13 protein-coding genes and 1 pseudogene are annotated in these 12,925 nt (G+C 60.4%); 7 read left to right on the top strand and 7 right to left on the bottom strand.

All coding sequences use genetic code 11. The features are described 5' to 3' along the window. Nucleotides 1-50 precede the first annotated feature (50 nt). Nucleotides 51-683: a hypothetical protein gene (locus NJC40_RS28290; RefSeq protein WP_253141031.1), complete on the bottom strand. Its 633-nt coding sequence runs from the start codon at nt 681-683 to the stop codon at nt 51-53. Between the two features lie 275 nt (nt 684-958). On the opposite strand from NJC40_RS28290, the gene NJC40_RS28285 reads away from it, so the two are divergent. Then, nucleotides 959-1,747, top strand: a complete 789-nt coding sequence (locus tag NJC40_RS28285; protein ID WP_045492831.1) for a substrate-binding domain-containing protein — start codon at nt 959-961, stop codon at nt 1,745-1,747. A 137-nt stretch (nt 1,748-1,884) separates the two neighbouring features. Here NJC40_RS28285 and NJC40_RS28280 read toward each other — a convergent pair whose 3' ends face one another. Together NJC40_RS28280 and NJC40_RS28275 are read right to left on the bottom strand one after the other, a co-directional pair. Then, entirely contained in the window at nt 1,885-4,062 is a 2,178-nt protein-coding gene (locus NJC40_RS28280; RefSeq protein WP_253141042.1) for an amylo-alpha-1,6-glucosidase, read from the bottom strand. A gap of 78 nt (nt 4,063-4,140) precedes the next feature. Beyond that, nucleotides 4,141-5,082: pseudogene (locus tag NJC40_RS28275) on the bottom strand (glycosyltransferase family 4 protein); the annotation flags it as partial. Between the two features lie 424 nt (nt 5,083-5,506). Here NJC40_RS28275 and NJC40_RS28270 point away from each other — a divergent pair. The 6 genes from NJC40_RS28270 (at nt 5,507) to NJC40_RS28245 (ending at nt 9,383) form a co-directional block, all read left to right on the top strand. After that, nucleotides 5,507-5,749, top strand: a complete 243-nt coding sequence (locus tag NJC40_RS28270) for an antitoxin (RefSeq protein WP_045492834.1) — start codon at nt 5,507-5,509, stop codon at nt 5,747-5,749. 11 nt (nt 5,750-5,760) lie between these two features. Next, nucleotides 5,761-6,168 (top strand): type II toxin-antitoxin system VapC family toxin, encoded by a 408-nt coding sequence (locus tag NJC40_RS28265; protein ID WP_253141030.1) that lies wholly within the window; start codon nt 5,761-5,763, stop codon nt 6,166-6,168. Between the two features lie 174 nt (nt 6,169-6,342). Further along, nucleotides 6,343-7,164: an NAD-dependent epimerase/dehydratase family protein gene (locus NJC40_RS28260; RefSeq protein ID WP_253141029.1), complete on the top strand. Its 822-nt coding sequence runs from the start codon at nt 6,343-6,345 to the stop codon at nt 7,162-7,164. Between the two features lies 1 nt (nt 7,165). Further along, nucleotides 7,166-8,056: a glucurono-1,5-lactonase gene (locus NJC40_RS28255; RefSeq protein ID WP_253141028.1), complete on the top strand. Its 891-nt coding sequence runs from the start codon at nt 7,166-7,168 to the stop codon at nt 8,054-8,056. A 161-nt stretch (nt 8,057-8,217) separates the two neighbouring features. Continuing rightward, complete coding sequence (locus NJC40_RS28250; RefSeq protein WP_045495056.1) at nt 8,218-8,730, top strand: sigma-70 family RNA polymerase sigma factor; 513 nt, start codon at nt 8,218-8,220, stop codon at nt 8,728-8,730. Continuing rightward, a complete protein-coding gene (locus NJC40_RS28245; protein ID WP_253141027.1) occupies nt 8,730-9,383 on the top strand; it encodes a ChrR family anti-sigma-E factor in 654 nt (217 codons plus the stop codon). The genes NJC40_RS28250 and NJC40_RS28245 overlap by 1 nt, the downstream gene beginning before the upstream one ends. A gap of 523 nt (nt 9,384-9,906) precedes the next feature. Here NJC40_RS28245 and aroA read toward each other — a convergent pair. The 4 genes from aroA to NJC40_RS28225 form a co-directional block, all read right to left on the bottom strand. Further along, nucleotides 9,907-11,169, bottom strand: coding sequence for a 3-phosphoshikimate 1-carboxyvinyltransferase (gene aroA / locus NJC40_RS28240; protein ID WP_253141026.1), 1,263 nt, complete (start codon nt 11,167-11,169; stop codon nt 9,907-9,909). Nucleotides 11,170-11,232: 63 nt separating this feature from the next. Continuing rightward, nucleotides 11,233-11,646, bottom strand: a complete 414-nt coding sequence (locus NJC40_RS28235; protein WP_253141025.1) for a type II toxin-antitoxin system VapC family toxin — start codon at nt 11,644-11,646, stop codon at nt 11,233-11,235. Next, nucleotides 11,643-11,897: a FitA-like ribbon-helix-helix domain-containing protein gene (locus tag NJC40_RS28230; RefSeq protein WP_253141024.1), complete on the bottom strand. Its 255-nt coding sequence runs from the start codon at nt 11,895-11,897 to the stop codon at nt 11,643-11,645. The genes NJC40_RS28235 and NJC40_RS28230 overlap by 4 nt, the downstream gene beginning before the upstream one ends. 74 nt (nt 11,898-11,971) lie before the next feature. Continuing rightward, complete coding sequence (locus NJC40_RS28225) at nt 11,972-12,925, bottom strand: sensor domain-containing diguanylate cyclase (protein WP_253141023.1); 954 nt, start codon at nt 12,923-12,925, stop codon at nt 11,972-11,974.

The raw sequence follows: 12,925 nt of genomic DNA, 5'->3' as shown, positions 1-12,925 counted from the left end.
GGCGTTTTCGCGGGCTGCAGGCGTTGTAGCAAAAACCTGCAACGATCACCTCACGCCTTGGCAGTCCCCCCCAGGGCGGCGACATACTCGGCCACCGCGATCTGATCAACCTTGCGTCGGCCAGCCAGCAAAAAACGCTGCCAGGCGGTGCTGTCGAGCAACTGGTCAACGTCCTGGCGGATGCTTTTCTGCACGGGGAAGGGCGTGGCAATCGCTTGATGCTCGATTTCCCAAGCGCTTTCCAGCACGCTGACCAGCTTGCCACGAAATTTTTCCAGGCCCCGGCCACTGGCCACTCGCCGCCAGGTCGAGAGAAAGAACGTCTCACCACGCCCGGGCCCTGAGCGCGTGACGTAAGCCACCGCACACAAACCCACGCCACTGCGTTTGCGCCAATGCACGGCGGTACGTTCATTCAGTTGCAGGACATCTTCACGCCGCCAGGCGTGACCACTGTGGATCAGATGAATGATCGCTGCATCCAGTGCCCGCCGGGTACCGCCAAAGCGCAAGTCGGTAAAGCGTGCAGCCACGAGCAACTGGCTGTTCTTCAGGACCCGCACGATCCACACTCGACCACGGGTCTCCCGGGTGATGCCGCGTGGAACGCTGTAGGTGACACCATCGACAACTCTGTCGTAACACCTCAGGCCTGAAATATCGATTTCAGACGCTGTATTCATGCCGACTATCCGCAGATTGAGTGGGAGGTCTTGCGGGCTCTTGAGGCACATGGCTCAGGCCCTCTAGTTAGAATAGTTTTGTTTTCCTCAACAACTTCACGTACTGGACAAGCTGTCGTCTGTTCGCGGTTGGTAGCGCAATATTCCTTTCGATTGTTCGTACGTTGGTGGGCCTGCAATCAGCCCCGCGGCGGCCAAAACAGGTATCAAGCTCCGCCTGTCTGATGTTTTGGCTCATAATGGCCGACCAGGTTTTATCGCAAGGTTGTTTTAAGATGAAAAAATTGCTTTCCTGGCTGCTCGGTGGCGCTCTTTCTTTCCTGCCACTGTCTTTTCTTCATGCAGCCACTGCCAAGCCTGTACAACTCATCGTACTGGCCTCAAGCGCCACCATGGGTGCCTTTCAGGCCCTCAGCGCCGACTACGAGAAACGCACCGGCGTACGCCTGGTGGCAGAGCTGGCACCTTCAGCCGGCAGCGCGCCCCATACAATTCCCAACCGCATGGCCCGCCAGGAGCCGGCCGATGTCGTCCTGCTGACCCGGCAAAGCCTTGATCGACTGATCAAGGATGGCCATGCCGATGCCGACAGTCGTGTCGAGCTGGGCAAAGCCTTCATCGCCCTGGCCGTGCCACAAGGTGCCCCAAAGCCAGACATCAGCACTCTGGAAAGCTTCCGGCAGACCTTGATCGACGCCCCCTCTATTGCTTACTCCGACAGTTCCAGCGGCCTGTACGTCTCACGTGTGCTCTTCAACCAACTGCACCTGACCGAGCGGCTGCAGGACAAAAGCCGGATGGTGAGTGATGAACCTGTGGGCGCTGTGCTGGCACGCGGCGAGGCACAGGTGGGCTTTCAGCAACTGAGCGAGTTGAAACAGGCCGACGGCATCCAGATCGTCGGTCTGATCCCCGATCAGGTCCAGCAGATGACCCTGTACTGCGGGGCTGTCGCCAGTCGCAGCGCACATCCGGTCGATGCCAAGGCCCTGCTCGACTACCTGGCCTCGAGTGAAGCCGCCGCCGCCCTGCGCAACAGTGGCCTGGAGCCGATGGTGCGCTGACCATCGGGGCGGGGAAGGATAGCGCGGACGGCGTAGCCGTCCCTGGTTGCAGTGGGGTGTCTGCTGCTGTTCGATGTACGCACCGCCACAGGATGATGCGAAGTAAAAGAGTGTGCACAGACGACCGGCGAGCGGCGTCAGCTTGTACTCAGCACCTGCACCTTGCCCTCGCGGCGCAGCACTTCGACCAACACGTTGCTGCCGGCTCGACGCAAAGCCAGGTCCACCGTCCCCTGACCGACGCTCAGGCGATGCAGACGTACCTGTTCGAGAAAAGCCGGCAGCACCGGCTCGTCGAACAGAATTCGTTGCCTGCGCGGCTCAAAGCTCAGCCCCAGGCACGATTGCAGCATCGACAAAGGCGCAGCAGCAGCCCAGGCCTGAGGTGCACAGGCCACCGGATAGAAGGTCGGTCCTTGAGTGCGCTGACGGGCAAAGCCGCAAAACAACTCCGGCAGACGGCGCAGGTCAAGATAAGTAGAAGCAGCGAACAGCCCTTCGCAAAGCTGCGCCGATTCATGTCGAAAACCATAACGGGCAAAACCGGCGGCAATCAGCGCATTGTCGTGGGGCCATACCGACCCGTTGTGGTAGCTCATCGGGTTGTAGCGCGCCTGGGAAGACGCCAGGGTACGGATCCCCCAGCCGCTGAACGATGTACGTTCCATCAGTGTGGCCACCACCTGAGGTGCACGCTCGTCATAGGCAATGCCGCCAAACAGCGCATGCCCGGCATTGGAGGTGCGTACCCGGCACGGGCGCTTGTCACCGTCCAGAGCCAGTACATAGGTGCCAAGTTCTTCGTCGAAAAACTGTGCATCGAACTGCCGGCGCAAACCTACCGCTTTATCCTTGAGCAGCGCTGCCCGTTGCCGATTCCCCAGCCGTAGGGCAATGCTGCGTGCTGCATTCCATGCGCCATAGACATAGGCCTGCACCTCCACCAGTGCGATCGGTCCCCGGGCCAACTGGCCGTCAGCATGGAATACCGAATCGTGACTGTCCTTCCAGCCCTGATTAATCAATCCTTTGTTGGAGCGGCGTGCATATTCGACAAAGCCATCGCCGTCGCGGTCACCATATTGGTCGATCCAGCCCAGCGCGCGCTCGATGGCAGGCCATAGCGCGCGCAACGTGTCCACGTCATCGGTGCGTTCCAGATAAGCACCGGCCAGCATTACGAACAAGGGCGTGGCATCGACGCTGCCGTAGTAACACGCGAACGGAATTTCACCGAGAGCGGCCATCTCGCCATTGCGCATTTCATGGAGGATCTTGCCCGGCTCCGCATCGGTCCGCGGATCAAGCTCGCAGGCCTGATGCGCGGCCAGATGCCCGAGCACGCCACGGGCTATGCCAGGATCGAGCCAGAGCATTTCCCAGGCGGTGATCAGCGCGTCACGGCCAAACACCGCGCTGTACCAAGGGATTCCGGCATAGGGGTACAAGCCGTGGAGCGTCTTGCTGGTGAGCATGTACAGGTCGGAGATGCTGCGGCGCACCGCCTCGTTGAAGACTTCATGAGAGGTGTGGATTGCCGTGGCCCGCGAAGCGAAGGTGCGCAGCTCACGCCGTGCATCACGCACCGAGCTGAAAAATGCGTGCCGCACGGACCACGGCAGCCTCGGCGTACCACAGTTGATCTCGACAAACAGCGAACGGCTCTCGCCGGCGGCCAGATGCAGCTCGAACTGCGCTTGGCGGCCATCCAACTGCTGCGGTGGCGGCTCAAAGCGCAAGGTCGTAGTGCGCAGCCCGTCATCCAGGCCGGTATAGGACAACCTCACCTGTTGCACCTGGCACTGCGCAGCATGGGTTTCACCACGCTGACTGCGCTGTTGACCACGAACCTCAAAAAGATCCCGGAAGTCGGCCGCAAAACCGAGTTGCAGACGCAGCCGTCGCGAGCGCTGGTCAAAATTGCGCACTCTGATTCGTTCGAAGCAGGCGCCACGCCAGAGAAACCGCGAACGGCGCAGGTGAATCAGGTTGTGCAGCAACCAGCGCCGCCCCTGGCGATCGTACAGGTCCGGGTTGCTCAGGTCACAGGTCAGCATCGCGTTGTCATCACGCAAGGTAGAACTGAGCAGCAGCGGCCGCAGCCCTTGCAGGGTCAGGCACCAGTGCGACAAATGGCGGGTATCGCAGTGAAAGATCCCTTGGGGACTGTCCGGGGTTGCCAGCACATCACCATTGGGGTCGAACACGCCAAAGGTGTCGTCATGCTTGAGGGTGCGCGGGCGTACCTGAGGCAAGGAGGCACCGCCTGGAATCGCAAACACCGGCTTTTGCTCACGCTCGGCGTGCTCGATCATGCGCCGGTACAAGGCCAGATAGTCGGCGGTCATACGCTCGACCGTGAACCGCTGCTCGAAAATCGCCCGCACCTGATGGCGTTGCAGATGCTCAAGCTGCTGCACGGCCGCCACGGCCTCGGCCACGGTATGGACGATAAACCCGGACTGGCCATGATCAATCACCTCCGGCACCGAACCACGGGCAAAAGCAATCACCGGTGTGCCACAGGCCATGGCTTCGATCATCACCAGGCCGAACGGCTCGTCCCAATCGATGGTGAACAGCAAGGCGCGGGCATGCCCGAGAAAGTCGGCCTTGTGCCGCTCGTCAATTTCACCAATGAACTGCACCGAAGGGTTGGCTTGCACCAGCGGCAGGATCTGCTGCTCCCAATAGGCCTGGTCCTGAGCGTCGACTTTCGCTGCAATCCGTAAAGGCAGACCACAGGCCAGGGCGATCGCGATGGCACGGTCAGGGCGCTTTTGCGGCGAAATACGCCCCAGGAACGCCAGGTAATCACCCTCCGGCCGGGCCGTGTACGGCAGCAGATCCTTGGGCAAGCCATGATAGATATTCGCCGCCCAGTTCACGGAACGGGTGATTGGCCGGCGCTGCGCCATGGATATCGACACCAGCGCCGCTTCGGCAAACCGTGGGTAAAAGTCCTGGCAATCGGGACGGTGCAACGTGCCATGCAAGGTGGTTACGCAACGCCAGCCCAAGCGCCGGGCCATGGGCAAGTGCAACACGTCACTATGGAAATTCAGCACATCGAACTCATCGGCCTGGCGCATCACCTGGTCGAGCATCATCACCTCGAACGGCAGCGGGTATTCGATCTGCGGGTTAAGGCGCAGCGCCTGGCCAGACCCGGCCACCAGTCGCGCCCGGGTCTGCGAGTCACCGCTGGCGAACAGCGTCACCTCGTGGCCCTGACGCACCAGCTCTTCGGTGAGGTAAGACACGATGCGCTCGGTGCCACCGTAAAACTGCGGCGGGCAACTCTCTGCCAAAGGTGCGATCTGGGCGATACGCATCGCGGCGGCCTCCTGACGGGCATGCGAACGGCCCGCGTATGGACTGCTTGATGAGGGTGTCCCCTACACGGCGAGATACCGGGACTTCAGGAGGGCTTTAGAAGGTTGAGGGCTTGTGAGCGAGACAGTTCAAAGCAGGAGTACAGGCGGGTAGAAACGGCCTGGCACGGCTTGTTTCTAGTGTTCAAGGCAGGACGCTTCTGGTTCTCTTGAAGGGTATTTCCGAAAAAAACCCAAGTGCTTGCGCCTGTGAGTGGGGAGGCCTAACGTCCCGGGCTTGTCCGTCTCAACCACTGAATGAAAAAGCAATTTTCGATAGCACATCCGGTTTCAGGAGATGAGTGGCAAAGCGATTCATGCCGCTGTGATATACCATGGTATATATCAAAAACATCTGACCCTTGCCTCAACCCGGAGAATGCCAATGCACCACGTTGCCAAACTGTTCAACAACGGCAGAAGTCAGGCTGTGCGTCTCCCGGCGTCGTTTCGATTCGATTGCAAGGAAGTCTATATCCGCCAGGACCCCACAACAGGTGACGTCATTCTTTCGCGAAAGCCGGGTACCTGGGACGGTTTTTTTGAACTCTTGAAAGACAGCAAGGTGCCCGACGACTTCATGTCTGATCGCCAGGATCTGCCACCTCAAGAACGCGATCCATTTTGAACAGGATGCCTATGAGTCCGCTGTATATGCTCGATACAAACATGGTCAGCCATATCATCAAGGGCACTTACCCTGGCGTGCAGAAGCATCTGCTCAATACGCCCATGGATCACATATGCATCTCGGCGGTTACTCTGGGTGAATTACGCTATGGCCTGGCCAAGCGACCTGACGCGACGCGCCTGCACGCACTCGTGCAGGCGTTTCTGGTTCGCATAGATGTTTTGCCTTGGGACAGACATGTCGCCAACTGCTATGGCGACCTGCGGGCCTCTATGGAACGCGTTGGCAAACCGCTCGGCAATCTGGACATGATGATTGCCGCTCATGCCAAAGCGACCAATGTTTCGCTGATCAGCAATGACCAGGCATTCAGACAGATCAAGGGTCTGCATACGCTCGACTGGACCAAGGATTAGAGCAGCCAGAGCCAACCCTTGTCGTATGATGACATTACCTAAAATTTTATTTTTGAAGATAAATAATTGGGTTCGCTTTGGTTATTCAACCTAAAAACGCTACTTGACACCCATCCCGGACACCCCAAATAATCGACAAACTCATACGACAACATACAACAATAAGGTACCCGCATGTCCCAGCCTTCCCCGACGCCTTTCAATCGCCTCCTGCTCACCGGTGCCGCCGGCGGCCTGGGCAAGATCCTGCGTGAGAGCTTGCGGCCTTACGCGCGCGTGCTGCGTCTTTCCGATATCGCCCCGATGGCGCCGGCCACTGACGAGTCAGAAGAAATCTGGCCGTGCGACCTGGCGGACAAAAACGCAGTGCATGAGCTGGTCGCCGGTGTCGACGCGATCCTGCACTTTGGCGGCGTCTCGGTAGAGCGGCCTTTCGAGGAAGTGCTCGGCCCGAATATCTGCGGCGTGTTCCATATCTATGAAGCGGCACGCCGGCATGGGGTCAAGCGCGTGGTGTTCGCCAGCTCCAACCACGTGATCGGCTTTCATGGCCAGGACCAGGTGATCGACGCCAACGCGCCGCGCCGTCCAGACAGCTACTACGGCCTGTCGAAGTCCTATGGCGAGGACATGGCCAGCTTCTACTTCGACCGTTATGGCATCGAGACCGTCAGCCTGCGCATTGGCTCCTCGTTCCCGGAGCCGCAGAACCACCGCATGCTCAACACCTGGCTGAGCTATGCCGACCTGACCCAGTTGATCGAACGCGCCCTGTACACCCCGCAGGTCGGGCACACCGTGGTCTATGGCGTCTCCAATAACCAGACCGTGTGGTGGGACAACCGCCTGGCCAGCCACCTCGGTTACCAGCCCAAGGACAGCTCCGAAACCTTCCGGGCCCAGGTCGAGCGTCAGCCGCTGCCGCCCGCCGATGACCCGGCACGCCTGTATCAGGGCGGCGCCTTCGCGGCCAGCGGCCCGTTCGGAGACCAATGACATGAGCGCCGAACTGATTGTCGATGCCCGCAATGGCGTGGGTGAAAGCCCGGTGTGGAGCGTCGCTGAGCAAGCGCTGTACTGGGCGGATATTCCCGCCGGTCAACTGCAGCGCTGGAGCCTGGCCGATGGCAGCCTGCGCAGTTGGCAAGCTCCAGAGATGCTCGCCTGCATCGCCGCCGACGGCCAGGGCGGCTGGGTGGCCGGCCTGGAAAGCGGCCTGTTTCATCTCAAGCCGCAGAGCGATGGCAGCCTGACTCACCAGCTGCTGGCCGAGGTCAGCCATGCGCGACCGGGCATGCGTTTCAACGACGGCCGCTGCGACCGGCAGGGCCGCTTCTGGGCCGGCACCATGCTGATGGACATGGCCGCCGCCGCCCCGGTCGGTGCGATGTACCGCTACGGCGCCGGCGATAAGGCCCTACCCGTACAGCTAGACGGGCTGATCGTGCCCAACGGGCTGGCCTTCAGCCCGGACGGCAAGACCCTGTACTTGTCCGACTCGCACCCGGATGTACAGAAAATCTGGGCTTTTGACTACGACATCGACAGCGGTACACCCCACAATCGCCGCCTGTTTGTCGACATGCAGCCGCATCCGGGACGCCCGGACGGCGCGGCAGTAGACGTCGATGGCTGCTACTGGATCTGCGGCAACGACGCAGGGCTGATCCACCGTTTCACGCCGGACGGGCGGCTGGACCGCTCTGTCGCCGTGCCGGTGAAAAAGCCCGCCATGTGCGCCTTTGGCGGCGCCAACCTGGACACCCTGTTCGTCACCTCGATCCGTCCGGGCGGCGATCTGTCCGACCAGCCTCTGGCCGGCGGGCTGTTTGCCGTGAACCCCGGCGTGCAGGGTCTGGCTGAGCCGATGTTCCGCCTCCAGGCATAGATTCAAGTGATCCATTTTCTTCCGGGCTGCGTATAAGCAGGACAACCACGCCCGGAAGATGGATCATGAGCGGCATCGCCACCACCAGGACCTTGCGCCACGTGTCCAGCCTGCACCCCGACCCGTTGGCCAGCCGCCTGTGGCTTGCCGAAATCGATGCCGTGGCCCGTCACCGGGATCGCGACAGTTTCATGCGCATCTACGATCACTTCGCGCCGCGCCTGTTGCGCTACCTGATGGGCCTGAACATCTCCGAAGGTCAGGCCGAAGAGCTGGTTCAGGAGACCCTGCTCAAGCTCTGGCACAAAGCCGACAGCTTCGACCCGGCGCGTGCCAGCCTGGTCACCTGGCTGTTTCGCATCGCTCGCAACCTGTACATCGATACCGTGCGCAAGGACGGCGGCTGGGTGCAGGTCCAGGACTCGCTGGAGCAACTTGAACGCCTGGAAGCGCCTCAGGATGCCTCGCTGGACTTCAGCGCCCGTCAGGCCCAGCAACTGGACAGCGCGCTCAAGGCCCTGCCTGCCGATCAGGCCCGGGTGCTGCAACTGTCGTACTTCGAATCCCTCAGCCACCGGCAGATCGCCGAGCGTCTCGGCCTGCCCTTGGGTACGGTGAAATCCAACCTGCGCCTGGCTTTCCAGAAGCTGCGCGCCACGCTCAAGGAGTCGTGATGACCCCGCTCCATCATCTGGATCATGCCACCCTGGTCAGCTATGCCAGCGGTGCCTTGCCCCAGGCACTGTCACTGGCCACGGCTGCGCACATGGAGCTGTGCGCGCAATGCCGAGGCCAACTGCGTGAAGCCGAGCGCATCGGCGGTGCCTTGGTGCAACAGTACCGCAGCACCGTGGTGCCGATCCGGGGCCGCTCAGCGATGCTCGCTCGCCTGGACGAAGCGGCGCCGGCTGATACGCCTCACAGGCCGCCACAGACCATTGATGCCGATCTCCTGCCGGCGTGCCTGCATGAGACATTCGGCGAGCGCTACAGCCAGTTGCAATGGAAAACCCTGCTGCCGGGCATCCGCCGGGTGCAGGCCAAAGGGGTGCGTGAAGGCAACCTGATGCTGCTGAACATCGCCCCCGGCATGGCCATGCCAGTGCACAGCCATGGCGGCAGCGAACTGACCCTGGTGCTCAAGGGCGCGTATGAAGATCGTCTGGGACTGTTCCAGCCTGGCGACATTGCCGACCTGGACGAAGACATCGAACACCAGCCCATCGTCGCCGGCGACCAGCCGTGCATCTGCCTAGCCGCCACAGATGCGCCACTGCGCTTTAATGGCTGGGTGTCGCGGTTGTTGCAGCCACTGTTCAAGATTTGAGATTTGGGCTGCGTAAAGCCCACCGCTCGCTCCCACCGTATTTCAAGTCAGAATCACAGTGGGAGCGACCTTGGTCGCGAAGAGGCCGGTAAGAACCCTACATCTGCTCTGGATATACTACCGTCTTCACGAGCAAGCTCGTTCCCACCGTATTTCAAGTCAGAATCGAGCTGGGGCCAACTGGCAGCCCCTCCTCTTTTTCAGCTTGCTCAGCACTGACTAGGCAAACCGGCGCATCCGAAGATGCCATGCGCACGGCCACCATGAATGAAGGCCGAATACAGGCACCTTCAAAAGAGGTGGCGCGTTACGCCAAGTCACGTCGGGCTACCACACCCGGTCGCTGATGAGCAGCGACTGGCGCAGACTAGACAGCCAAATATGCAGGCGCAAGCGGTCGGGATTTTCTCGGAAATGTCCTTCAATAGAAAGAGAGATTTCGTGCAAATTCCCGTAAGAAGCAGACTGAAATGCCGCATTTCATGGCCGAAACACAGCACCTCAATCAAACGGCTTTTGGGCTTCAATCCACCCGCTGCAACGCCACACCCAGCGACTCCAGCGCATCCCAGTAACCCGGATAGGTCTTGCCGACACACAGCGGATCCTGGATGCGAATGCCGGCGACTTTCAGGCCGGCCAGGGCGAAGCACATGGCAATGCGGTGGTCGGCGTGGGTGTCGATCAGCGCATCGACAGTCTGCCCGGCCAGTGCCGGATTGGCGTGCACCAGCAGGTCATCGCCCTCTTCCACTGCCAGGCCTGCAGCAATGCCGTTCAGGCCATCGGCCAGGGCACGAGTGCGGTCGCACTCTTTGACGCGCAGGTTGGCGATGCCGACAAAGCGCACCGGCTGGTTGTTGAACGCTGCGAGCACGGCCAGGGTCGGTACCGCGTCCTGCATTTGCGAACCGTCGATCACGGCTGGCATGTTCGGGAACTGCGCGATCAACTGGCTGGCCAGCGCATCGGGCTGGGTGAAAGCATCGTTGGCCACGCCCAGATCGATCTCACCGCCGGTCAAGGCCTGAGCGGCCCACAGGTAGGTGGCGGCCGAAGCGTCCGGCTCGATATGAAAATCGGTGGCGTGATAACCGGTGGCCGACACACGCCAGGCCGCCTCGCCAATGGCTTCGACTTCGGCACCGAAAGCCTTCATCGCTGCCAGGGTCAGGTCCACGTAACCGCGGGCACCGATCTCGCTGCCGGTCAGCGCCACCTCGATCGGACCCTGACCACAGGCACCGGCCATCAACAAAGCCGACACGTACTGGCTGGACAGGTTGCCGTCGATCTCGATGCGTCCGGCCGCCAGGCCGCCACGGCCCTTGATGGCCACCGGCGGGCAGCCGGTCGGCGCGCTGGCTTCAACACCCATGCGCTGCAAGGCATCGACCAGTGGACCGATCGGTCGCTTGCGCATGTATTCATCACCATCGACCACGAACTCGCCGTCGAAGTTGGCCAGGGCAGCGGTCAGAAAGCGCGTGGCGGTACCGGCATTGCCCAGCACCAGCGGCTGGCCTGGCGCGTTCCAGCGGCCGCTGCTGGTGACCACGAAGGTGCTGGCATCCGGTTCATCGACCTGCACGCCCATCAGCCGCAGCGCCTCGGACATCACACGCGTGTCGTCACTTTTCAGCGCGCCGGTCAGGCGACTGGTGCCCTGGGCCAGGCCGGCCAGCAGCAAGGCACGGTTAGTGATGGATTTGGAGCCCGGTGGGCTGACCCGACCGGTCAGCGGGCGGTTGACAGGCACAACGGTGATCGTGGATTGAGGTCGCATGATGCCCCTGAAGGATGTCGGCGGAAAAAGCGCGATCCTAGCATGCTGAGGCAGCGATGAGACTCAATCCCAAGGATTGATGACTACAAGTCTCCCGGCTTCATAAGGAGCCGTATCACGCGACGCCACGGTAAATCCTCTGGATACCGCGATCGACGCAATGTAGCCATCAGGAACAGGAAAGCCTCGCCCACTGGCTCGAGCAGCAACAGCCATCTTCGAGTAATGATGAGCGGCTTCAAGATCAAAAGGCAGAATGCGCTCCTTGAACAATTCCAGAAGCCCTTCAAGGACATTTGCCAACATGCCTCGGCGCTTTCCCGCCGGTAATGAGTCAATGCCAAAACGCAATTCAGCGACCGTAACGCTCGATAAATACAATGTTTCGGCTATTTGATCATTCAGCCAAGCCAACACCTTTGGATCAGGCTGTGGCTTCATTGCTTCAGAAACCACGTTGGTATCCAGAACGATCATTCGAACCCCATTGGCTCAGCGGGTGTCCTGTCGTGCACCTGCTCAAAAATCGAAAAATCCTCATTGCTAAGACCTGCACTGCGTCCCAGGTTTGACAATGCATCCCCCAAGCGCAACCGCTGCTGTGGCTTGACCACAGAGGCCAGGATTTCACGGATTTCTGCTTCTGTGCTGCGACCATGTTGGGCAGCACGCACGCGTAAAGCCCGATGAACTTCATCAGGCACATTGCGAACCGTTAGAACAGCCATGATGCGACCCTCAAAACCGATGTCAATGACAGCAAATATAGATCATTGCTGTCACTTAAACAGCAAAAACTACTTCAATCATGCACCGTCACCCGATTACGGCCGTTTTTCTTCGACTGGTACAGCGCCTGGTCGGCCCATTCGATCAAGGCTTTGTAACCGTTGCTCGGTTTGCTGAGGTCAGCCACGCCCAGGCTGATCGTGCAGCGAATGCTCTGGCCTTCGTGTTTCACCTCAAGCGCTTCAACCGCCGTGCGCAAGCGCTCGGCAAAGATACGCGCGCCTTCCTTGTCGGTGTCGGGCAGCAACACGACGAACTCTTCACCGCCATAACGACCGGCGATATCGGCACCGCGTACCTGAGCACGGACCACCTCGGCCATCGCCTGCAGCACCTGATCGCCCACCTGATGCCCCCAGCTGTCGTTGACGTGCTTAAAGTGATCGATGTCGAGCATCACCAGCGAGGTCTGTGAACCGTAGCGACTGTGCCGGGCGTATTCCTGTTTGAGCGCTTCTTCCCAGTGGCCGCGGTTGTTCAGGCCAGTCAGCCGGTCGGTGCTGGAAAGCTTCTGCAACTGGCGGTTGGCGTTGAGCAGTTGATGCCGGTTGGCCGCCACGTCAGTAACGTCATAGATCACCAGGCAGGTGTGGCTGATCTGGTTGTTGGTGCCACGCAACGGAAACAGGCTGGTGTTCTGGTACATGAACTCTTCCTGGCCGGTGATCGGCTGGTAGTTCTTGAAGCGCACCAGGTACGGCCGCTGTTCCCAAATGGTGAATGCAGGCGTGCCCAAGGTGATGACGTTATCGACCTTCTTGCTGAACCAGGCCCGGTTGAGTTCCGGAAACAGCTCGAAGAACGACTTGCCGATGGCCTCGAACGGAATCACTCCCGAGCGGTTTTCCATGAACGTGTTCCAGACCTGCACTTGCAGGTCGCGGTCCAGCACGACAATGCCCACATCAATGTTCTGAGTGACCGCCAGTAGCCAGTGAAGCTCTTTGATATCGATACGCTCGTTCAT

The sequence above is a fragment of the Pseudomonas sp. 21LCFQ02 genome, assembly GCF_024129895.2.
Taxonomy (GTDB): Bacteria; Pseudomonadota; Gammaproteobacteria; order Pseudomonadales; family Pseudomonadaceae; genus Aquipseudomonas.
Note: the sequence above shows the minus strand (reverse complement) of the source record. Positions and strands in the feature narration are given on the sequence as shown.

Excerpts from the sequence above, each read along its gene's own strand:
- NJC40_RS28280 (WP_253141042.1), bottom strand. The coding sequence starts at position 4,062 with ATGATCGAGCACGCCGAGCGTGAGCAAAAGCCGGTGTTTGCGATTCCA.
- NJC40_RS28225 (WP_253141023.1), bottom strand. The coding sequence starts at position 12,925 with ATGAACGAGCGTATCGATATCAAAGAGCTTCACTGGCTACTGGCGGTC.
- NJC40_RS28290 (WP_253141031.1), bottom strand. The coding sequence starts at position 683 with ATGAATACAGCGTCTGAAATCGATATTTCAGGCCTGAGGTGTTACGAC.
- NJC40_RS28235 (WP_253141025.1), bottom strand. The coding sequence starts at position 11,646 with ATGATCGTTCTGGATACCAACGTGGTTTCTGAAGCAATGAAGCCACAG.
- NJC40_RS28285 (WP_045492831.1), top strand. The coding sequence starts at position 959 with ATGAAAAAATTGCTTTCCTGGCTGCTCGGTGGCGCTCTTTCTTTCCTG.
- NJC40_RS28265 (WP_253141030.1), top strand. The coding sequence starts at position 5,761 with ATGAGTCCGCTGTATATGCTCGATACAAACATGGTCAGCCATATCATC.
- aroA (WP_253141026.1), bottom strand. The coding sequence starts at position 11,169 with ATGCGACCTCAATCCACGATCACCGTTGTGCCTGTCAACCGCCCGCTG.
- NJC40_RS28230 (WP_253141024.1), bottom strand. The coding sequence starts at position 11,897 with ATGGCTGTTCTAACGGTTCGCAATGTGCCTGATGAAGTTCATCGGGCT.
- NJC40_RS28245 (WP_253141027.1), top strand. The coding sequence starts at position 8,730 with ATGACCCCGCTCCATCATCTGGATCATGCCACCCTGGTCAGCTATGCC.
- NJC40_RS28260 (WP_253141029.1), top strand. The coding sequence starts at position 6,343 with ATGTCCCAGCCTTCCCCGACGCCTTTCAATCGCCTCCTGCTCACCGGT.
- NJC40_RS28270 (WP_045492834.1), top strand. The coding sequence starts at position 5,507 with ATGCACCACGTTGCCAAACTGTTCAACAACGGCAGAAGTCAGGCTGTG.
- NJC40_RS28255 (WP_253141028.1), top strand. The coding sequence starts at position 7,166 with ATGAGCGCCGAACTGATTGTCGATGCCCGCAATGGCGTGGGTGAAAGC.